21 protein-coding genes and 1 pseudogene are annotated in these 20,294 nt (G+C 60.1%); 13 read left to right on the top strand and 9 right to left on the bottom strand.

All coding sequences use genetic code 11. The features are described from left to right. Position 1: 1 nt before the first annotated feature. The 7 genes from AB9N64_RS04440 (at position 2) to AB9N64_RS04470 (ending at position 8,091) form a co-directional block, all read left to right on the top strand. Positions 2-1,000: an acyl-CoA dehydrogenase family protein gene (locus tag AB9N64_RS04440; RefSeq protein ID WP_058409923.1), complete on the top strand. Its 999-nt coding sequence runs from the start codon at positions 2-4 to the stop codon at positions 998-1,000. Continuing rightward, positions 997-1,755 carry a PIG-L deacetylase family protein gene (locus AB9N64_RS04445; RefSeq protein WP_371359998.1) on the top strand — a complete coding sequence of 253 codons (759 nt, stop codon included), beginning with the start codon at positions 997-999 and terminating at the stop codon, positions 1,753-1,755. The genes AB9N64_RS04440 and AB9N64_RS04445 overlap by 4 nt, the downstream gene beginning before the upstream one ends. Next, the gene (locus tag AB9N64_RS04450; RefSeq protein ID WP_201914902.1) at positions 1,752-2,351 is read left to right on the top strand and encodes an SAM-dependent methyltransferase; all 600 of its coding nucleotides are present in this window, start codon (positions 1,752-1,754) and stop codon (positions 2,349-2,351) included. The genes AB9N64_RS04445 and AB9N64_RS04450 overlap by 4 nt, the downstream gene beginning before the upstream one ends. Further along, positions 2,348-3,007, top strand: a complete 660-nt coding sequence (locus AB9N64_RS04455) for a glycosyltransferase family 2 protein (RefSeq protein ID WP_020302308.1) — start codon at positions 2,348-2,350, stop codon at positions 3,005-3,007. The genes AB9N64_RS04450 and AB9N64_RS04455 overlap by 4 nt, the downstream gene beginning before the upstream one ends. 290 nt (positions 3,008-3,297) lie before the next feature. Next, complete coding sequence (locus AB9N64_RS04460; RefSeq protein ID WP_014718615.1) at positions 3,298-4,059, top strand: PIG-L deacetylase family protein; 762 nt, start codon at positions 3,298-3,300, stop codon at positions 4,057-4,059. A gap of 212 nt (positions 4,060-4,271) precedes the next feature. Further along, positions 4,272-6,419 (top strand): TonB-dependent siderophore receptor, encoded by a 2,148-nt coding sequence (locus AB9N64_RS04465; RefSeq protein ID WP_371359999.1) that lies wholly within the window; start codon positions 4,272-4,274, stop codon positions 6,417-6,419. 979 nt (positions 6,420-7,398) lie between these two features. Then, entirely contained in the window at positions 7,399-8,091 is a 693-nt protein-coding gene (locus AB9N64_RS04470) for a methyl-accepting chemotaxis protein (RefSeq protein WP_256200705.1), read from the top strand. Positions 8,092-8,148: 57 nt separating this feature from the next. On the opposite strand, the gene AB9N64_RS04475 is transcribed toward AB9N64_RS04470, so the two are convergent. Next, positions 8,149-9,054: a LysR family transcriptional regulator gene (locus tag AB9N64_RS04475; RefSeq protein ID WP_060767730.1), complete on the bottom strand. Its 906-nt coding sequence runs from the start codon at positions 9,052-9,054 to the stop codon at positions 8,149-8,151. A 68-nt stretch (positions 9,055-9,122) separates the two neighbouring features. Continuing rightward, positions 9,123-9,896, bottom strand: coding sequence for an SDR family oxidoreductase (locus AB9N64_RS04480; protein WP_038450297.1), 774 nt, complete (start codon positions 9,894-9,896; stop codon positions 9,123-9,125). A gap of 133 nt (positions 9,897-10,029) precedes the next feature. Between AB9N64_RS04480 and AB9N64_RS04485 the strand changes: the two are divergent. After that, a pseudogene (locus AB9N64_RS04485) lies at positions 10,030-10,185 on the top strand (VOC family protein); the annotation flags it as partial. A gap of 4 nt (positions 10,186-10,189) precedes the next feature. On the opposite strand, the gene AB9N64_RS04490 reads toward AB9N64_RS04485, so the two are convergent. Further along, positions 10,190-10,855: a TIGR02466 family protein gene (locus AB9N64_RS04490; protein WP_032902435.1), complete on the bottom strand. Its 666-nt coding sequence runs from the start codon at positions 10,853-10,855 to the stop codon at positions 10,190-10,192. A 217-nt stretch (positions 10,856-11,072) separates the two neighbouring features. Here AB9N64_RS04490 and AB9N64_RS04495 point away from each other — a divergent pair, with 217 nt between their 5' ends. Then, complete coding sequence (locus AB9N64_RS04495; protein WP_014718621.1) at positions 11,073-11,333, top strand: DUF6429 family protein; 261 nt, start codon at positions 11,073-11,075, stop codon at positions 11,331-11,333. Between the two features lie 95 nt (positions 11,334-11,428). Then, positions 11,429-12,046, top strand: coding sequence for a LysE family translocator (locus AB9N64_RS04500; RefSeq protein ID WP_032902438.1), 618 nt, complete (start codon positions 11,429-11,431; stop codon positions 12,044-12,046). Between the two features lie 273 nt (positions 12,047-12,319). Here AB9N64_RS04500 and AB9N64_RS04505 read toward each other — a convergent pair whose 3' ends face one another. The 5 genes from AB9N64_RS04505 to AB9N64_RS04525 all read right to left on the bottom strand — a co-directional run bounded on the left by AB9N64_RS04505 (position 12,320) and on the right by AB9N64_RS04525 (position 16,456). Further along, positions 12,320-12,835 carry a GNAT family N-acetyltransferase gene (locus AB9N64_RS04505; protein ID WP_032902439.1) on the bottom strand — a complete coding sequence of 172 codons (516 nt, stop codon included), beginning with the start codon at positions 12,833-12,835 and terminating at the stop codon, positions 12,320-12,322. Between the two features lie 117 nt (positions 12,836-12,952). Continuing rightward, a complete protein-coding gene (locus tag AB9N64_RS04510; protein WP_166405669.1) occupies positions 12,953-14,167 on the bottom strand; it encodes an aldose 1-epimerase family protein in 1,215 nt (404 codons plus the stop codon). A gap of 109 nt (positions 14,168-14,276) precedes the next feature. Then, entirely contained in the window at positions 14,277-15,185 is a 909-nt protein-coding gene (gene dmeF, locus AB9N64_RS04515; protein ID WP_166405670.1) for a CDF family Co(II)/Ni(II) efflux transporter DmeF, read from the bottom strand. A 20-nt stretch (positions 15,186-15,205) separates the two neighbouring features. Further along, on the bottom strand, positions 15,206-15,481 hold the full coding sequence (locus AB9N64_RS04520) for a metal/formaldehyde-sensitive transcriptional repressor (protein ID WP_014718626.1): 276 nt from the start codon (positions 15,479-15,481) through the stop codon (positions 15,206-15,208). 81 nt (positions 15,482-15,562) lie between these two features. Beyond that, positions 15,563-16,456, bottom strand: a complete 894-nt coding sequence (locus AB9N64_RS04525) for a LysR family transcriptional regulator (RefSeq protein WP_166405677.1) — start codon at positions 16,454-16,456, stop codon at positions 15,563-15,565. 94 nt (positions 16,457-16,550) lie between these two features. Between AB9N64_RS04525 and AB9N64_RS04530 the strand changes: the two genes are divergently transcribed. Continuing rightward, a complete protein-coding gene (locus AB9N64_RS04530; RefSeq protein ID WP_200601169.1) occupies positions 16,551-17,735 on the top strand; it encodes an MFS transporter in 1,185 nt (394 codons plus the stop codon). An 81-nt stretch (positions 17,736-17,816) separates the two neighbouring features. Here the strand turns inward: AB9N64_RS04530 and AB9N64_RS04535 are convergent, their stop codons facing one another. After that, a complete protein-coding gene (locus AB9N64_RS04535; RefSeq protein WP_019817155.1) occupies positions 17,817-18,785 on the bottom strand; it encodes a hypothetical protein in 969 nt (322 codons plus the stop codon). A 172-nt stretch (positions 18,786-18,957) separates the two neighbouring features. Between AB9N64_RS04535 and AB9N64_RS04540 the strand changes: the two genes are divergently transcribed. Together AB9N64_RS04540 and AB9N64_RS04545 are read left to right on the top strand one after the other, a co-directional pair. Continuing rightward, positions 18,958-19,677 carry an SDR family oxidoreductase gene (locus tag AB9N64_RS04540; protein WP_019817156.1) on the top strand — a complete coding sequence of 240 codons (720 nt, stop codon included), beginning with the start codon at positions 18,958-18,960 and terminating at the stop codon, positions 19,675-19,677. Between the two features lie 65 nt (positions 19,678-19,742). Continuing rightward, positions 19,743-20,225, top strand: a complete 483-nt coding sequence (locus AB9N64_RS04545) for a VOC family protein (RefSeq protein ID WP_019817157.1) — start codon at positions 19,743-19,745, stop codon at positions 20,223-20,225. Positions 20,226-20,294 lie beyond the last annotated feature (69 nt).

Below are 20,294 nucleotides of genomic sequence, written 5' to 3' on the forward strand. Positions count from 1 at the left end.
AATGGCGTTGCACGGTTTCCTTCAGGGCTACCGAGGCTATGCCGACACGCAAGCCCTGGGTAATGCCCTGAGGGCCCTTCAAGAGGAAGGCCTTGATCAACTGCCGTTGCCGGGCAGCGGCCAGACCCTGTCCCGCTTGAGCCAACTGGCCCAGGTGGCCGGGCATGACTTGCGCCTGTGCAAGTTGTTCGAAGGCCATACCGATGCCCTGGCGATCATTGCAGAACTCGACAGCCCCTTGCCGCCGCTGGGCAGCACCTGGGGCATGTGGGCGGCCGAGCCGCCGACTGCCAAGGTGCGCGTGCGTCGCGACGGCCAGCGGCTGCTCGTCGAGGGGCGCAAGGCCTGGTGTTCCGGTGCGGCGGTGGTCAGCCATGGTTTGCTGACGGCCTGGGACGAAGAGGACCGCCAGCAGTTGGTGGCCGTGGCGATGGATCAACCGGGCATCACGGTGACGGATGAGGGTTGGAAGGCGGTGGGCATGGCGGCGACCGGTAGTGTCGACATCCTGTTCAGCGCCGCCAGGGGGATTGCCGTGGGTGGCCCGGGCGACTACCTGTCTCGCCCGGGCTTCTGGCACGGCGGCATCGGCATCGCCGCGTGCTGGTACGGCGCGGCGCAACGCCTGGGTGAAGTGCTGCGCGCCCAGTGTGCCACGCGTTCGGAGCCCCATGCGCTGGCCCACCTCGGCGCGGTCGACAGCGCCCTGAACAGCGCCGCCTGCGTGTTACGCGCCAGCGCCGCGCAGATCGACCGCCAGCCACGCGCCGATGCGCGGCAACTGGCGCAACAGACGCGCGCGTGTATCGAAGATACGGTAGAGCAAGTGATCCAGCATGTGGGCCGTGCGGTCGGCGCCGGGCCGTATTGCAAGGACCCGCACTTTGCCCAGTTAATGGCGGATTTGCCGGTGTATGTGCGGCAAAGCCACGCCGAACGCGACTTGGCCGCCCTGGGCGAAAAAGTCGCTGGCGAGCCTACAGGGAGATGGGCGCTATGAAGCCCAATCCGATTGTTGGCCAGGGCACGCCGTTGAGCCACTGGCAAAACTCTGAACGGCTGGCCGAGTTGCCCCACATCAGCGTGGCGCAGTTAGTGCCCCCAGGGCATCGAGCGGTGATCGTCGCCCCGCACCCGGATGATGAAGTGCTGGGCAGCGGCGGCTTGCTGCAAGGGTTGGCTGCGCTGGATCGCCCCATCCAGTTGATCTCCGTCACCGACGGCAGCGCCAGCCACCCTGGCTCCCGGCGCTGGCCCGTGGAGCGCCTGAGCGTAGTGCGCCCGCAGGAATCAGCCCAGGCCCTGCATCGCCTTGGCTTGCCGCTGCACAGTTTGAAATGGCTGCGCGGCGGGTTTGCCGACAGCCATGTGGCCGAGCGCGAAACCCAGCTCTGCGAATTTATCGAGCGCCACCTCAAGCCTAACGATGTGGTGTTCGCCACGTGGTGCGAGGATGGCCATTGCGATCATGAAGCCGTGGGCCGCGCCAGCGCCAAGGCAGCCAAGGCCGTCGGCGCAGTGTTGTGTGAACTGCCGGTATGGACCTGGCACTGGGCCACTGCCGAAGACCACAAGGTGCCCTGGCATCGGGCGCGCAAGATCCCGCTGACCGCCGAGCAAGTGGCGCGCAAACGCCATGCGATCCACGCCTTTGCCAGCCAATTGGAGGGCGACCCGCAAATCGGCCTGCCACCGGTGCTGGCGCCCTATGTGGTGGAGCGCTTGCTGCAACCTTTTGAGATGGTATTCGTATGAGTGTGGCAACCCCCTACTTCGACCAGTTGTTTGCCGACAATGACGACCCTTGGGCTTTTCGTCAGCGCTGGTACGAACAACGCAAGCGCGCCCTGACCTTGGCCGTGCTGACGCGGCTGCGCTATGTGTCGATATTCGAGCCGGGTTGTGCCAACGGCGAACTGAGTGCCGAGCTCGCGCCGCGTTGCGACCGCCTGCTGTGTTGCGACACCGCCACCGCTGCGGTGCGTCTGACACAGGCGCGGCTGGAGCATTTTCCTCATGCCCGCGTGGAGCAGCGTCGCCTGCCAGAACAATGGCCCGGCGGGCAATTCGAACTGATCGTATTGAGTGAGCTTTGTTATTACCTTGATGTCGATGATTTTAATCGTCTGATCGATTGCGCCCTCGCCGCCTTGACCGCTGACGGGCAAATTCTGGCCTGTCATTGGCGAGTGCCCATTGACGGTTGCCCGCAAACCGCCGAACAGGTGCACGCCGTGCTCCAACAGCGTCTGGGTGTAGCACCATTGGTGCAGTACCATGACCCGGATTTCCTGCTCAACCTGTGGAGCCTCGATGGCACCTCGGTCGCTCGCCACGAGGGTTTACGATGATCGGTATTCTGATCCCGGCACATAACGAAGAAGCCCTATTGGATGATTGCCTGAGAGCTGCGCGGATCGCCGCCAACCACCCGGGCTTGCTGGGTGAAGCGGTACAGATTCTGGTAGTACTCGACAGTTGCAGCGATGCCAGCGCGGCGATTGCCCAGGCCCACGAGGTGCATTGCCTGCACGTGCAGGCCCGCAACGTCGGGCACGCCCGCGGCGTGGGTGCAGGGTACTTGCTGGAGCAAGGCGCGCGGTGGATTTCCTGCACCGACGCCGACAGCCGTGTCGCCCCTGACTGGTTGGTGGCCCAACTGGCCCAAGGTTGCGACGCGGTGTGCGGCACAGTCACCGTGGACGCCTGGAGCGAAGGCTTCGACCCGGCCGCGCAGATTCGCTATCAGCAGGCCTACCAGGCCCGCGACGGGCATCGGCATATCCACGGTGCCAACCTGGGCGTGAGTGCCCGCGCCTACGTAGAGGCCGGTGGGTTTGAACCGCTGGAATGCCACGAGGATGTACAACTGGTACGTGAATTGGAGCGTTGCGGTGCATCCATTGCCTGGAGCCATGCACCGCAAGTGGTGACCAGTGCGCGACTGGATTGCCGGGCTGAGGGTGGGTTCGGTGATTACTTGAAGAGCTTGATGCGGGCTGGGTAAAAACAAAATCGCAGGCAAGCCAGCTCCCGCAGGGATCCATGCCAGGCGCAGATTCTGTGGGCAACATAGACCCTCTGTGGGAGCTGGCTTGCCTGCGATGACGTCAGCCCAGCAAACATCGCATCAAAGTTGTGCAGATACCCATGCCTGTCTATGCTCCTAACGCCTCGCACAGCATTTCAGTATTGGCATGCCACGCACTCACCTCAGCGGAGCCTGCGGTGAAGACAAGAGCGTCGTTCCGTCAACGGAGCACGACCCGGTATCAACCGACAAGGATGTGACACCCCATGAAGCCTGCCTCCTTAAGCGAAGGCCGTCGCGGCCCCGCGCAAATCTGGAACACTGCGCCGCAGTTGGCGCAAACCCCCATCATCTCCCTGAACACCCTGGTACCGCCCGGCGCTCGCGTCGTGGTAATCGCACCCCATCCTGGCGATGAAGTGCTGGCGTGCGGCGGTTTGCTGCAACTGCTCAGCACCCACGAGCATCCGCTGCAATTGATCTCCATCACCGACGGCAGCGCCAGCCATCCCGGCTCTCAAGTATGGCCGGCCAGCCGTTTGAGCGTGGTGCGCCCCCAGGAAAGCGCCGAGGCCCTGCGTCGACTGGGCATGCCCTTGCACAGCCTGAAATGGATTCGTGGCGGGTTTTGTGACGACGCCCTGGCCGCCCGTGAATCGCCGATGAGCCAATTCATCGCGCGCTACCTGCAACCCGGCGACGTGGTGTTTACGACCTGGCGCAACGACGGCAATGACGACCACGATGCCGTCGGCCGCGCGAGTGCCAGGGCGTGCAGCCTGGTAGGTGCCCAACTGTATGAACTGCCGATCTGGGCTTGGCATTGGCCGGCCCGGGAAAGCGCGGTAATGCCCTGGCAGCGTGCACGCAAGGTCCGCCTGGATACCTGGACCGTCGCGCGCAAGCTGCACGCCGCCCACGCCTACGCCAGCCAATTGGTGGGTGACCCGCAGATCGGCTTACCACCGATGCTCGCGCAGATATTGCTGGAGCGCATGCGCGAACCCTACGAAATCCTGTTCACCTGAACACTACCCTGTAGGAGCGAGCTTGCTCGCGAAAAACCTCAACGATAACGCGGGCTTACTGAATTAACGCGGCGCCTGCGCGTCTTTCACGAGCAATCGCGCTCCTACAAACGTTGGGCTTTTCCCTACAGACTCAATCTGCCAAACTGATGCGAATAATTATCAACAGATTTACTATTCGCCACGGAAGGCACTTGGGGAGCCCTACTTTCATGTTTGTGCAACAACGCGGCGGCAACGTTTTTACACCCAGTCTGATGGCAATCACTATCGCTTTAGCAACCTCCAATGCGGCCATTGCCGCCGACGCACCGGCCACCATCGAGCTGGGCGCTACCGAGGTTTCGGGCCAACAGCTTGGCGCAACCACCGAAGGCAGCGAGTCGTACACCACCGGCTCGATGAAGACCGCGACCAAACTGCCGCTGACCCTGCGCGAAACCCCGCAGGCCGTCACCGTGATCACGCGCCAGCGCATGGATGACCAGGCCATGACCAGCATCAACGACGTGGTCAACGCCACGCCGGGGCTGTTCCTCAATTACTCCAACGGCCCTGGGCGACAAGGCTTTACCGCACGCGGTTTCGATATCGACAACCTCATGTATGACGGTATTCCCAGCGGCTACAACGGTGCGTCGGTAGGCGCCCAGCCGAACCTGGCGATGTTCGACCGCGTCGAAGTGGTGCGCGGCGCTACCGGCCTGGTGACCGGCGCAGGCAACCCTTCGGCCGCCATCAACCTGATCCGCAAGCGGCCACTGGATGAGCAGAAAGTCACGCTCACCGGCGCCGTCGGCAGCTGGGACGACTACCGTGGCGAGTTCGACGCCTCCAGCCCACTCAATGACAGTGGCACCTGGCGTGGCCGTGTCGTCACCTCTTACCGCGATGCCAACAGTTTTATCGACAAGGCCGAGCAGGATCATGGCCTTTTCTATGCCGTCACCGAAGCCGACCTGAGCGAAGACACCACCCTGACCCTCGGTTACTCGAACCAGAAGGACAAGACCAACTACTTCTGGGGCGCTTCGATGGTCGGCCTGGATGGACGCCACCTGGGCCTGTCGCGCTCTTACAACCCAGGCACCGACTGGGAAAACAAGGACCAGGAAATCAACACCGTTTTCGCCGAGCTGCGCCAGCGCCTGGCCAACGACTGGAGCCTGCAGGTCAACGCCAACTACGCCGAACAGAACGCCTTGTTCTCCGGCTCCTACCAATCGCGCTGGACCAACGACACCCTGGCCCGCACGGTGTACCAGGCCACCTACGATGAAAACCAGGCCGGGCTCGACGCCTTTGCCAGCGGCCCCTTCGAGGCGTTCGGCCGCACCCATGAACTGGTGGTGGGCGCCAGCAAGCGCATCTACGATATGACCACCCACAACTACAGCCCGTACGACCTCAACTGGCCGATCAATGCGGGCAAACCGAACTTCACCCGCACCAACAACGTTCGCGAAGTCACCACCCAGGACGGTTTCTACCTGACCAGCCGCCTGAGCCTGGCCGACCCGCTGAAGCTGATCCTCGGCGCTCGCCTGGACTGGTACGACTACGACAACCGTGATGCCGCTGGCGACTACAAGGTCACCCGCAACCTCACCCGCTACGCCGGCCTGATCTACGATCTGGACGACCAGCATTCGGTTTATGTGAGTTACAGCGACATCTTCACGCCGCAAAAAGACAAGAGCACAGCCGGCACTCCGCTCAAACCCATCGTCGGTAAAAATTATGAGGTGGGCGTCAAAGGCGAATACTTCGGTGGCACGTTGAATGCCAGCGTAGCGCTGTTCCGTGTCGACCAGGAAAACCGCGCCGTGGCCGTGGTGGTGCCCAACTGCCCGCAGGCGTCCTGTGCAGAGGCCTCGGGCGAAATCCGCAGCCAGGGTATCGACTTCGAACTGCAAGGCGCCTTGACCGAAAACTGGCAGGTCGGCGGCGGCTATACCTATGCGCGCACCCACACCATCAAGGACGACGCCAACCCGCAGAAGGTCAACAAACAGTTCGATACCGACATCCCGGAACATCTGTTCAAAGTGACTACACGCTACAACTTCCAGGGCCCGCTGGAAAAACTCCGCGTCGGCGGCAATATCTCCTGGCAGAGCCGCATGTACAACGACATCACGCTAGCGGATGGCAGCAACTACCGGCTCCAGCAAGGCGGCTACGCCGTCACCGACTTGATGGCGGGTTACCGGGTCAATCAACACCTGGACTTGCAGCTCAACGCCAACAACATCTTTGATCGCCACTACTACCAGTCCATCTCCAACGATGTGGACTATGGTGGCGACTCCTATGGCAGCCCCCGCAATATGATGTTGACTGCCAAGTACAGTTTCTGAGCCTCATGCCCACCTCGGCTGCCCGCTCGGGCGGCCGCTCTTAAAGTCCCGCGCCCGCGTGCCGATAACGCGTGGGTAACCGGCAACAATCTTGAACATCTGCTTCACTCCACAGCGGCGCGCCTGTGTGGCACACCGCGTGCTTGCTTGACCTCGACGCCCCCCTCTCATGGAGTAAGAGTGAATGCCCGTCCGTTTTCTAGAGCACTATCGCAAGGCCGACCGCATCATGCTGGCATTGATCTGGCTGATGTGCCTGTTCTCCCTCGGCCTGGCGTTCTGGCACGACACCCTCATGCAGGCCGTGATCGTTGGTGGCGGCACCGGCGTGGTGCTCACGGCGCTGTATCGCGTCATTGGCGGCACCCGGGTGATGCGCTGTGCACTGGGCGCCGGCTTGATGGTGATGGCGGCGTTGCACATCAACCAGGCGCACGGGGTGATCGAATCCCACTTCGGTATTTTCGCGCTGTTGGCGGTGCTGACCTTCTACCGTGACTGGCTGCCGATCCTGGTGGCGGCACTGACCATCGCGGTGCATCACGTGGTGTTCCATGCCTTGCAACACCAGGGCTTCCCGGTGTTTGTGATGGAGCATCACGGCGGCTGGACCATGGTGTTCGTTCACGCCTTCTATGTGGCGATGGAGACCGTTGCCCTGCTCTACCTGGCCGTTCATAGCCAGGCCGAAGCGGTGGAGAGCCAGGAAATGCTTGAGAAAATGCTCGCCGTCACCTCGCAGTTCACCGTGGAAACCGCCCAAGGTGAAGGCAAGGCCCACGTATCCCTCGCCAAGCGGTTCGACCACTTCCTGCAGCAACTCACCCACCTGATCGACGGCGTCGCTCGCGACTCCCATGGCCTGGGCCAGCTCGGCCAGGAACTGGCCAGCGCCAGCGGCACCTTGGAAAAAGGCGCACGGCATCAACTGGCGCAGATCGGCGAAATGACCGGCTCGATGCAGCGCATGGAAGACGCCATGGGCCACATTACGGTGCAGGTCGAACAGGCAGTGGAACATGCAGGCCAGGCCAGCCAGCAGATTGTGCGCGGCCAGGAAAGCGTCGGCCGCGCCCAGCATGAAATCAGCCAACTGGCTTCGCGTATCAACGGCACGGAGTCGACCGTGGAATCCCTGGCGGTGCAGGCAGAGCAAATCGGCTCGGTGCTGGACGTGATCAGCAGCATCGCCAACCAGACCAACCTGCTGGCCCTCAACGCCGCCATCGAGGCCGCCCGCGCCGGCGAGCAAGGTCGTGGCTTTGCCGTGGTTGCCGATGAAGTGCGCAGCCTGGCCCAGCGCACCGCCCTCTCCACCCAGGAAATCAAGAGCATCATCGAGGGCCTGCAACACGGCAGCCGCCAAGCCGTCGAAGCCATGCACGCCAGCCGCGAAGGCGTAGAGCGCTGCGTGGCAGACAGCCAAGAGGCGGTGGACATGCTACGGGCGGTGGGCGAGGACATCGCGCACATCGACCAACTCAACGGCCACATCGTCACCACCACCCGCGAGCAGACCTCGGCCAACCTGGAGATCGTCGAGCGCTTGCAGTCGGTGCAAAGCATCGCCCAGAACACCGCCGACGACGTCGAGACACTCGCCCGCAGCAGCGAACGCCTGCCACCGATCGCGGTGCGGCTGGATGCGTTGGGGCGCAGGTTTCATCCTTGAACCCAATCCGAAACACGGCGAGTCAAAGAGAATAGGTGGATATACCGCTGGAGTGCATCAAGGTTCCAGATGCGGAGCCATCAAAGCGGCAAACCAATCGATGAACGCGCCAAGGCGACGAGAGCGTTGGCGGCGAGTCGGGTACAGGGCTGAAACGCACATGGGGGCCGGCCGATAGGCCGTCATCACCTCAACCAATTCGCCGCTGTCCAATAAATGCTGAACATCGAACAACGGCACCTGAATCAAGCCAAGCCCTGCACAGCATCCTGCAATATAGCTTTCGGCATTGTTGACCACCACGCGGCTCGGCATCATGACAGCCTGCGCGGTGCCATCGACGCAATATTCCCACGCCGTTTCCTGACCGCCTGCGCTCGTGCTGTAGCCGATACAGACATGCCGATTTTGCAAATCGCCAGGCTGTGTGGGCACCCCGAATTCCGCCAAGTAGGCGGGGCTCGCGCAATTGACCAGCAACACCTTACCCAAAGGTTTCACCACCAGGCTGCTGTTCTGCGGGGTGCCAAAACGAATGACACAGTCAACGCCTTCCTGTACCAAATCAATGGCGCGATCGGTGGAGCCCAGGCCGAGTTGGAGCCCAGGGTAGCGGTGGAGAAACTCGGCCAACGCAGGCATCACCAGGCGCCGCGCTATGCGGCTGGGCACGTCCACTTCCAGACGGCCCATGACCTGTTCCTGATGGCGGTTAAACAGTTGGTCGATATCATCGATGTCCAGCAAGACCTGGCGCGCCTTCAGCAGTAACTGGGTGCCATCGGCGGTCAGGGAGACCTTGCGGGTTGTCCGGTGCAGCAGTCGAGTGCCGGCATTGGCCTCCAGCTGTTGAATGGCGGCCGACACGCTCGCGCGTGGCAGCCTCATCAGCCGTGCCGCTTGTATAAAACTGCCAAGCTCTGCGACCTGAACGAAGACGCGGTACTGTTCGATTCTATCCATGGACTCTCAATGCTCGGGGGGCACGGATCGATCGGCGCTCACCACGTCTGCGCCAGCGCGTTAACCGTTTACTTGGTGGTGTAGCCGCCATTGATCAAAATTGTCTGGCCCGTCACCCACCACCCGTCACTGACCAGGTTACGGATGAACGGGACCACATCCTCGATATCTGTCAGGCCCGTGCGCGAGAACGGCGACAGCGCGGCAGCCGTCTTGTGGTAACTGACCGCATCCTCACCTTCGGCCGGGTAGAAGAACGGCGTGTCCATGGGACCCGGCCCTACTGCCGTGACCGAAATCCCCCGAACGCCCAGCTCCTTCGCCGCCGCCCGCGTGAATTGCTCTACCGGCGCCTTGCTGCCGGCATACGCCGCGTAGAAGGGGGTGAAAGCGCCCAGCAATGAAGTGACGATAGTGCAGATCTTGCCATTGTCATTGAGGTGCTTGCCGGCTTCCTTGATAAAAAAGAACGCAGTCTTGGAATTGACGGCCATCATCTCGTCGTACTCCGCCTCCGTGATTTCAGCCATTGGCTTTTTCAGCACCTTGCCCACGGTATTGATCGCGATGTCCGGCCTGCCAACTGCCGCGACGGCATCATTGAAGAGTTTTTCCATCGCCCCCGCCGTGGTCAAGTCCGCTTGCAAAGCGACAGCCTTCGCGCCTAGCGCCTCGATTGCGGCAACGGTTGTGTTCGCGTCAGCCTGGCTGGAGGCGCTGTTGTAGTGCACGACCACAGCCTTGGCGCCATGCTTGGCCAGATCGCGGGCGATCAACCCTCCGAGGTTCTTCGCACCACCCGCGATCAGTGCAACCTTGCCGTTGATTGAATGATTAGGCATGACAACATTCCTTTAATTGGGAGAAGTACGCCGCCATTCTAGAGTGACCCTCGACAAAGATAAGCACACCTTGGCTGGATGCAGTGTCCAGAGATATTGCCTAATCACAAAGGCCCTATCGGTGAATGAAAAGTACGCAGATAACTTGGACAGTGTGCAGCAGCGGCTTCAACAGCTGGGTGCGGTGATAACCCGCCAGACGTTTTCGTTTCCCGGTGGCAGCCGGTTCCACTTCACCGATCCGGATGGGTATGAGTTAGCGGTGTGGAGTGTTGCATCGCTGACTTGAGCGTTCAGGCACCAAAATTGAAGGCAATGGAGATTCGCGGCCGTGTGCCTTCAAAGCGGCGTACCGAATGCATCAACCACGACGGAAACATCACGAATGTGCCCGTGGCGGCGGCGCAGGTGCTGCTGAACCCAGCAGTCAGGCAGTCTTCTACTCGCATGCGCAGGGCCGGGTTGTAGGTCGAAGCCACCATGCCGCGCGGGTCCAGGAACTCCAGGTCGCCGCCCACCGCCGGGTCATCCTCGCGGCCACCGGCATCGACCCAATAAACACCGGACCAAAACGCACCAGGGTGGCCGTGAAGCGCATTGCTGTGGCCCGCCTCATTCACGTTGACCCAGGCGTTCACCTTCCACTCGAAGCCGGGCTCGATGAACCCATATTGCTCGCTGTGCACGACGGTCATTTGGGTGGCGAACTGCGTGGCAAACCTCACCAGGGCTTCACAGGCCTCCCCGCCCCACTGCGCAAAATCACCGGCCGACTGCCAACCTCCGGCATTGCTGCGCTGCGTGCCGTAAACGTCGTCTGCCATGCGCTGGGCAATCTGGGCCTTGAGCTCAGTATTCAGCCTTTTCGCGTCGGGAAACTGAATGCTGGCCAATGGGCTTGGAAACAGCCGGCGGATGTTGATGAGCTGCGGGTCCAGTGGGTGTTCAAGGAACTGCATCGACGTTCTACCAAGTTGTGCAAGTCACTGAAAAACATACCGAATAGACGCAGTGACCGGTGTAAACCTTTGTTAAAAACTTGAGGGTTATTGATAGGTGTCGGCAAGTCGGCTAAAAAAGCTTTTGCAATCGCTCAAGTACGTGACTGCATGCATTCTTGAACCGCAAGGCCCCGAGGCTCGACAGGGTCTGTGTAATCCAAGCGGAGTACCCATTATGGAATACGACGAAAAACTGATTGAGGAAGTCGTACTTGCCCTGCTGACCACCTTCAGCTTTGATAACGGCAACTCATGGAAAGGCCACGACTTTCAAATAATGAACCGGCTTCACGAGCAAGGTTTTATCAGTAATCCGGTGAACAAAAACAAGTCCATTTGGCTGACGCAGGAAGGCTTGGAACGGGGCCGGCAAATCGCCGATCGGTTATTTGCCGCAACCCCTGAGGCCAAGCGTTCATCCAATCCGGACACCTGAAGCGCTCGCGGGGCCAGAAGCCCGGCCACGGAGTGTTAAACCGCGCTTCATCTGTTTATCCTCAAGACTCCCCGACCTGCCAACCCGGAGCCGCCATGGACCTCGCCACCCTCGCCCTCTTCCTCCCCGCCTGCTTCGCCCTGAATATGGCCCCCGGCCCCAATAACCTGCTATCCGTGAGCAACGCTACCCGCTATGGCTACCGCACCTCCTGCCTCGCCGGTCTCGGCCGCCTGCTGGCCTTCGCCGGCATGATCGCCCTCGCATCCGCTGGCTTGGCGGTGGTACTGCAAACCTCGGAGTTGTTGTTCTACGGGATCAAGATTCTCGGCGCGGCGTATCTGTTTTACTTGGCATATCAGCTATGGCGCGCAGACCCGCAGCAGGTAGAAACCGCGACGAGCAAGGTAGGCCTGTGGGCCTTGGCGCGGCAGGAATTTCTGGTGGCCGCGGGCAACCCCAAGGCGATCCTGATCTTCACCGCCTTCCTCCCGCAATTCGTGGTGCCCGGCCAACCCATCACCGCGCAATTTGCCCTGCTGGGTGTGATGTTCCTGGCCCTGGAATGGGTCGCCATCAGTGCCTACGCCTATATGGGCCTGCATATGCGTCGCTGGTTTGCCGAGCCGAAGGGCAAGCGCCTGTTCAATCGCTGCTGCGCAGGTTTGTTGTCAGCGGCCGCGGCGGTATTGTTGACTGCGCGCAGGGCGTAACCGCGGTGGGAGCGCCCCTGGCAGCCGACGCCGATCGAGCTGTGCCCCGCGATCCAAATGTGGGAGCTGGCTTGCCTGCGATGGCGGTGGTTCAGTTGAAAATTCAGTGACTGACACACCGCCTTCGCGGGCAAGCCCGCTCCCACAGGGGATCTGTGCCTGGCACTGATTTTGACGGCAATGCATGACCAATGTGGGAGCGGGCTTGCTCGCGAAGGCGGCCGGGCAGCCGACGACGATTCAACTGATGCCCAAGTTGCGTAGATACCTATGCTATCTCAACCGCAAACCATACCTCACCTCCACCAGCGCCACACCGCCCCTCTCAAGATGGCGCTCAGTCCCGGCCTCCTCGACACACCCCGCCCGGCGATAAAATCGAATAGCCCGTTCATTACCGGCCAAGACCCACAGCGTTAAACGCTCATAGCCTTGCGCCAACAGGTCTTGCAGGCCGGCATTCCACAAGGCCAGCCCGACGCCGGAGTGCCAATGCTCGGCGAGCACGTAGATGGCCATGACCTCACCTGCATTGGCCTGCACGGCGTCTTCGTCACGGCTGGCGCCAACGGATATCCAGCCGACAATCTGCTGGCCCACCTCGGCAACCCATACCGTCGACTCACCCGAGGCAAGCGAGCGAGCCCAATGGGCTTCGCGCCGAGCAAGCGTTACTTGCAATCCGCTCAAGAACTGGGCGGGCATCAGGTCACGGTAGGCGTCTTGCCAACTGCTGATATGCACCTGGGCAATGGCCTTTGCGTCGGCGGGTAATGCTCTGCGAATCACGGATAGGCTCCTGAAATACGGTTATTTCAGTATGCATGCCCATCGATGACAGTTGCAGGGCGCGGGTTCCGGCGTCGATGAAGAACGCCGGGGCCCGCGTGAAGGCTCCAGCCAATGTCACCCCTTGGTCAGATCCACCAAAGGCGTTTGCCGCACCTCAGTCTCCCGCCCACCCTGAATCTCGCTGACCTGCTTCAAAGCCTTATCAACAGCCGCCTTATCCGCCAACAAGCTGTAGCTGATACGGAACTGCTTGTATTCCTTCGCCCCGATCGTAGGCACCAGGTTCAGTGGCCGCTGATAACGACGGTTATAGGAAAAACTCGTCCCCGGCTCCAGCCCCGTCACATAACCCTGCCCTTGGGTATCGGTGTTCTTCCACAGGGAAAACACCGGCAGTGTCTGCGTATTGAAACCCACCGAAACCCCCAGGCTGCCGGCCTTGTTATGCAACACCGTCAAGGTATCACCCTTGGCATCGGCATACGGCACCACGTTGTAAACCGTTTCGTCATAGTCCTTGGTCGGTGCGCGATAGGTTTGCCAATCGGCCAGTTCGCCCTTGGCCTTGTCGTTGAACGGCGACACCTGCTTCACCGGCGCAACGAACCGCGCGCCTTGCTCCAAGAACGGGGTGCTGAAGTTACTGTGATACAGCGCCTGGTATTCCTTCGGATAATCGCCATTGTTGGTCAGCGTGTCGTTGAGGGCGAACACCACACTGCCAGGCTCGGTGACCAGTTCGGTCGCAACAGAGAAATCGACCTTCTTGAACGCCTGCTCTTTCAACTCGCCACGCAGGGTGATCGCGTACGGCGGTTTTTCATCGATATGCAGGGTGACTTTATTCGCAGGAATATTCGCGGCCCGCCCGTGCAGGGTCAGCAGCTCACCGTTGTCGATACCAGGGTGCCCGACCCATTCGTAGCCGCAGCGAGTAACCAGCTCATTGAAACCTTCCAGCCAACCCAGACCACCACGGCCATTGAGTTCGATAAAGGACGGATTCACCACTTCCTTGACCGGCGAATCCCAGCCCATGCGCACATCGCCGACCGACGCCTGCAACACGTTCATGCCACGTGTCGGCACTACCGAGAGCTTCATCGTGCCGTTATCGATATCGACGATGCTCACGCCCTCCTGCCGACCACCGTGCAGGGTGCGTAGGGTAACGCTGAAGGGCTTATCGGTTTGGATGCCGAGTTGCTGGCTGGTGACCTGCCAGTTCTGGGCGGCTTTGTCGGTGTCCAGCAGCACGTAATCCCAGGCCATGGCGTGGGAGGCAGCGGAAAGCGCGCTGAGGGTAACGAGGAGTTTTAGGGGGGTCATGATGGGCGCCTTTATTGGAGTTGTTTGCGATTTATAAACTCGATGAAACGTTTCAGCAAGCTTAAAAAGCGACACTACCGAGACACCCATAGCAACGGGAGGCATTGAATCAGCCTGATCGGAATTCGACCGTCAGATGACTGACCTCATGAACCAGCTTGAGTCGCTCACGAATACTCTCTGCATTCGTACTGGCCTTACCCACGACACTGACGATGGCGGCATGGGCTTGCGGTCCAACCCGCCAGACATGCAAGTCCGTGATAGTGGCATCGCCCGGTTTCTCGACCAGTTCGCGAATTTCCTCGGCAACGTGCGCATCGGTCTGATCCAGTAATACGCCTGCGGTAACTCCCATCAAGGTCCATGCCCAACGCGCGATCACCAGAGCCCCCACGATGCCCATGACCGGGTCCAGCCATACCCAGCCGAGATAGCGCCCGGCCAGAAGTGCGGCAATGGCCAGAACAGAAGTCAGCGCGTCTGCGATGACGTGGATATACGCTGATTGCAGGTTGTTATCGTTTCCATGATGAGCATGCGGATCATGGTCATCATGATCGTGCCCATGACCCAGTAGCAGGGCACTGATGATATTGACGATCAAACCGGCAATGGCGATGAGCGTAGCGGTGCCGAACTGTACTTGCGTGGGCTGTAGAAGACGCATGACTGACTCAACGCCAATTGCCAGGGAAACCAAACCGAGAATCAGCGCCGAAGCGAACCCGCCCAGCTCCCCTACCTTTCCCGTACCAAAACTGTACCGCTGGCTGGACGCGTGACGTTTAGCATATGCGTAAGCAGCCGCCGCGATGCCCAAAGCGCCAGCATGGGTTGCCATGTGAAAGCCATCAGCCAATAACGCCATTGAGCCCGTGATATACCCGGCGGTGATTTCGCCAATCATCATCACCACAGTCAGCGCCACCACCCAAAGCGTGCGCTTGGCATTTTCGTCGTGTGCTGAACCGAGGAACACATGATCGTGTGTGTAGTTGATGCTGGTGTTATTCATGAGGGTGAGCTCAGAGGTTTTCATTTGGAGTAACGGCGAATAGCTTCAAGAAGCTCTTCGACACCCTTGTTGCGCTCCTCTTCACTGAGCCCAGGGTTCGCAACATGCTCGCGCGCATGCTCCTCGATGATTTCTTCCATCAAGCCGTTAATGGCGCCACGAGTGGCAGCCACAAGATGCAGTGTCTTGGCGCAATCGAGGTCAGATTCCAATGCCCGTTCAACCGCCTGGATTTGCCCGGCGATACGTTTTACGCGTTTGAGAAGATCGTCTTTGTTTGCTGCGATATGGCCCACGGGATACCCCCCTACCTATGTTGGAGGTAGTATAGGCATACCCCCTACCCCTATACAAGAACTCCCGGTATTGTTTCCGTATCACACGCACTGCCTCTCCACCAAAAAATCCACAAACGCCCTAACCCGCGCCGGCATCGCCCCTCCCCCCACAAACACCGCATGAATCGGTTCCACATCTCCAGGATTAAATTCCTCCAACAACACCACCAACTCCCCCCTTCTCACCTCCTCCACCACACTAAACGCCCCAATCCTCGCCACCCCCGCCCCCAGCTTCGCCAACTGCGCCAATGCCTCGCCGCTATTTCCCTCAATCGTCCCCGCCACCTTCAACGAAAACTCCCGCCCCTCCACCCGAAACGGCCAATCCGGCGCCGCCCTACGGAAGTTGAAGCGCAGACAGTTGTGTTGCAGTAAATCCTGCGGCGTCACGGGGGTGCCATGCCGTGCCAGGTAGTCCGGTGAAGCAACGATAACCTGCCCGGTAGAGCCGATAAGGCGAGCAGTCAGAGGGCTGTCGGCGAGGGGACCGAAGCGGATGGCGACGTCGGCTTGGCCGCCGAGGATGTCCACGACTTCGTCGCCGAGCATCAGGTCGACGACGATGGCGGGATAGCGGGCGCTGAAGGCGGCGATCAGGGGGACGATGGTCATGCGGCCGTGGGCCAGTGCGGCGCTGACGCGCAAGCGTCCGCGTGGGGCGCCCTGGTCGGTGATGGCGTCTTCGACTTCGGCCATGTCGGCGAGGATGCGTCGGGCGCCGCGCAGGTAGGCTTCGCCTTCGGCGGTGAAGGTGATGGCGCGGGTGGTGCGCAGTAGCAGACGGGTGCCGATGCGCTGTTCGGTGCGGGTAATGATGCGGCTGATGGCCGATGGGGTCAGCCCCAAGGCCCTGGCCGCGCCCGACAGGCTGCCGTGCTCGGCGACCATGGTGAACACTTCCATCTCTCCCGAACGCCCGCCGATGTCCATTTGTGCCTCCTGCGCAAAGCTGTAGTTCCCAACCAAGGGCTACTGCTGCAAAAGGCAGGATTGTAGCATTTGGCTCACAGATGAGGAGTCACCCATGCGTATCAATCCCCCCCTTGTAGCATTGTCCGTCGGTGCCTTTGGCATCGGGGTCACAGAGTTTGCCCCTATGGGCATGTTGCCCGGTATCGCCGCTGATCTTGACGTCTCCATTCCTGCTGCGGGGCTGTTGGTAAGCGCCTACGCCATGGGCGTGTTGATTGGCGCGCCGATCATGACCCTGGCGACGGCCAGGGTGCCCCGCCGTTATCTGCTGATAGGGCTGATGGCGATTTTTACCCTGGGTAATTTGCTGTCGGCGTTGGCCAGCAACTACCAGACATTGATGATCGCCAGGCTGGTGACGTCGCTCAATCACGGAGCGTTCTTCGGGATTGGCTCGATCGTGGCCGCAAGCCTGGTGGCGCCCGAGAAGCGCGCGGGGGCTGTGGCGGCGATGTTCATGGGGCTGACCCTGGCAACCATTGGCGGCGTACCCCTGGCGACCTGGTTTGGCGAGAACTTTGGTTGGCGCACCGCGTTCTGGGGCATCAGTGGGCTTGGCGCGGTGGTCATGGCGGCGCTGTGGTGGGCCTTGCCCAATGCGCCGGCACCCAAAGGCGGCGGGCTGATGGCGGAAATCCGTGTGCTGGGGCGCGGGCCGGTGCTGGCCGCGCTGGCCCTGACCGTGGTGGGCTCGAGTGCGATGTTTACGGTATTCACCTACATCGCGCCGATTCTGCGCGATGTCACCCATGCCTCGACCAACTTCGTCACTGGAATGCTGGTGCTGTTCGGAATCGGGCTCACCCTGGGCAATGTGTGGGGTGGCAAATCTGCGGACCGCTCAGTGGACCGCACTTTGATCATCTCGCTGGTGGTGTTGATTGCCGTGCTGTTGGCCTTTTCGGTGCTCATGCAATGGCCGCTGCCCGCTGCGCTGTCGATCCTGCTGTGGGGCGCTGCCAGCTTTGCCCTGGTGCCGCCGCTGCAGATGCGGGTGATGGAGGCCGCCAAAGACGCGCCTAACCTGGCTTCGGCGATGAACATCGGTGCGTTCAATTTTGGCAATGCGATTGGTGCGGCATTGGGTGGCGCGGTGATCAATGCCGGGCTGGGCTACCCGGCCATATCCCTGGCAGGCGCACTGATGGCGGGCCTGGGCTTGCTGATGGTATTGGGGCTGAGCTGGCGTTCGCGGCGGGCAGATTTACGCACCTGCCGGAAAGTTATAAAGGTATGAAGAAACGCTTTTTTAAGCTCATCTAGACAGACAGCCAACTATTCCAGTTCTGAATCATCCCGCTATCGTCTGCTCATCGTTTTAGTCACTTTCTAGCCAGGGAGGGCGTCGTATCTGTACGGAAAAGTTGTCCAAGAGAAAACGCCTGCTCATCCTAGCAGCATAGATTGAGCACACTTCCAAGGCGACGTCGTAGAAGCGCCATAAATCGTTCAAAGAGGGAACACCACCTTCCTGATAGCGCCACTTCATCACGCGTTGCTCCGACGGAAAGTGTCCTAGTACCGTTTTTACTGCAGACCAATCATGCGTTTTCGGTGAAGTCGCAACAAGATCGCGGAGATTATGAGTTTGCTCATATGGGATACCTTGCTGATTCAGATACGCCTTCATGACCTTTTCACACGCCATATGAAGGTCCCAAACGGAGAGCGACAATGCCTCCGGGCCTGGAGCACTAAGGTCAGCGGCTGCTTTGTCAAGGTGGCGCAAAACAGAGTTAGCCATTGCTCTAACAGCCACAACAGGCAGATCCGCAGTCATTAGGTGATTTCTGATACCGCGTAGTCGTGTCGCCGTGTTCGTGGCCTCTTTTCGGAGTGCCGCTAGCTGCTTCGGGGGCATTTGCTCCAGCGATGGACCGTTAGTCATCCAAGACGCAGGATCCTCTCCTGGAAGCACATCCTTCGCAGATGTGACCCAGCACGTTCCATCGCCCTGAGGCTTGGCGACTGTCAGCGGAATATGTAAAAGGAAAAACGCGCCGTGATGTTTTAAGACTCCTGCCAAGAAGCGATTGGGATGAACCTTCGTCTGCCCATAACGTTTTTCATACCAATATTGTATGTGGCCGAATATCGGCTTAAACCAGGACTTGAGCAGATAGTTTTCTTTCGTATCACCTTCTACATCTAGGACGAGATGATCAACAAAAAACATTGCAGCCTTCATCGAACGTTCACTTACCTCAACTCCTGCCGCGGACAGCGTTTGGTCAATCCCAGGTAAGAATTCGTTGATGTGTGATATCAATGTCTCCTGTTGTTGCATGGCAGGCCTATTTCGTTTAGCAGAATACCGGTCAGTTAAGCGTACATGGCGCCTATAAAAAAGCCTTATCTTCCGGCGAGCATTGGTCAGCCTAATCCCGCTCCTTATGCTCACACTATAAAACCCCACCCAACTGCCTTATAACTACGCTCTTCAGTCAAGGAGACGCGTAATGAAAACCATGGTAGTTGGCGCCAGCAAAGGCCTGGGCAAGGCCCTGATCGAGGGGTTGGGCGAAGCCGGAGATACGCTGATCGGTGTATCCCGTAGCCGTCCTGACCAGCTCAACCACAAGGCTGATGTGCAGGTGCACTGGGTCGAAGCCAACCTGGCCGAACCCGCCAAAGCAGCGCAGGCCATTGAGGCCTCGGTAGCCGAGAGCGGGCTGGATACTCTGATTTACAACCTGGGTATCTGGGAAGAGTTTGCCTTCGATCCGGCGTACCACTTTTTGGCAGACAGTGATGAGCAACTCGAAGCCATTGTCACGTGCAACATCACCTCTACTTTGTTGTTGATCAAACGCCTGCTGCCGGTGCTGCTCAACAGCGCCAACCCACGGATCATCCTGACCGGTTCCACCTCAGGCCTGCCGCAAAGTGGCCGCCCGGAGGTGGCCTTCGGTGCCTCCAAGTTTGCGCTGCGCGGGATTGCCGATGCCTTGCGTGAAGGTTATCGGCATCAACGCCTGGGCGTGACCTGCCTGAACCTCGGTTACCTGAACACCGAAGACCCGTTGAGCGCACCGCTCGCAGTGGCGGCGCAACGCGGTGAAGGTCAATTGATCCCTGTACACGACGTGGTTCGGGTGGTGCGCATGACGCTGAGCTTGTCGCCGGCGAGTTTCGTCAAGGACATCACCTTGCCGGCGATTCTGGATGAGCGGTTTTAGACGGGGAAGAACGTCTGTGGCTATCGTCTAGACTTCATGCACCTTTCAACCCGAGGAGCCTTGCGATGAACAACAAAAATACGATCTGCCTCTGGTACAACGGCGATGCCCTGGCGGCAGCGACCTTCTACGCCAACACCTTCCCCAACAGCGTAGTAAAGGCCGTGCACCGTGCGCCTGGCGACTACCCGGCTGGCAAGCAGGGCGATGAGTTGACCGTGGAGTTCACCGTGCTGGGTATCCCCTGCGTGGGCCTCAATGGCGGCCCGGCGTTCAAACACAGTGAGGCGTTTTCCTTTCAGGTGTCCACGGATAACCAGGAGGAAACAGACCGCTTGTGGCATGCCATCATCGACAACGGTGGGCAGGCGAGCGCTTGCGGTTGGTGCAAGGACAAGTGGGGGCTGTCGTGGCAGATCTCGCCGCGGGTGTTGGTCGATGCAGTTACCAGTAAAGATCCTGCCGTCGCCAAGCGTGCATTTGAAGCGATGATGACCATGACCAAAATCGACATCGCTGCCATCGAAGCCGCCATTGCCGGGAACTGAACGGTGGGAGCGCTCGAGCCCTAGCGAGGCCGCGATGGCGGTGGGTCAGGCAGCGCAAATGCCAACTGC

The sequence above is a fragment of the Pseudomonas sp. KT_2_4 genome (genome assembly GCF_041410225.1).
Lineage (GTDB): Bacteria > Pseudomonadota > Gammaproteobacteria > Pseudomonadales > Pseudomonadaceae > Aquipseudomonas > Aquipseudomonas paracarnis.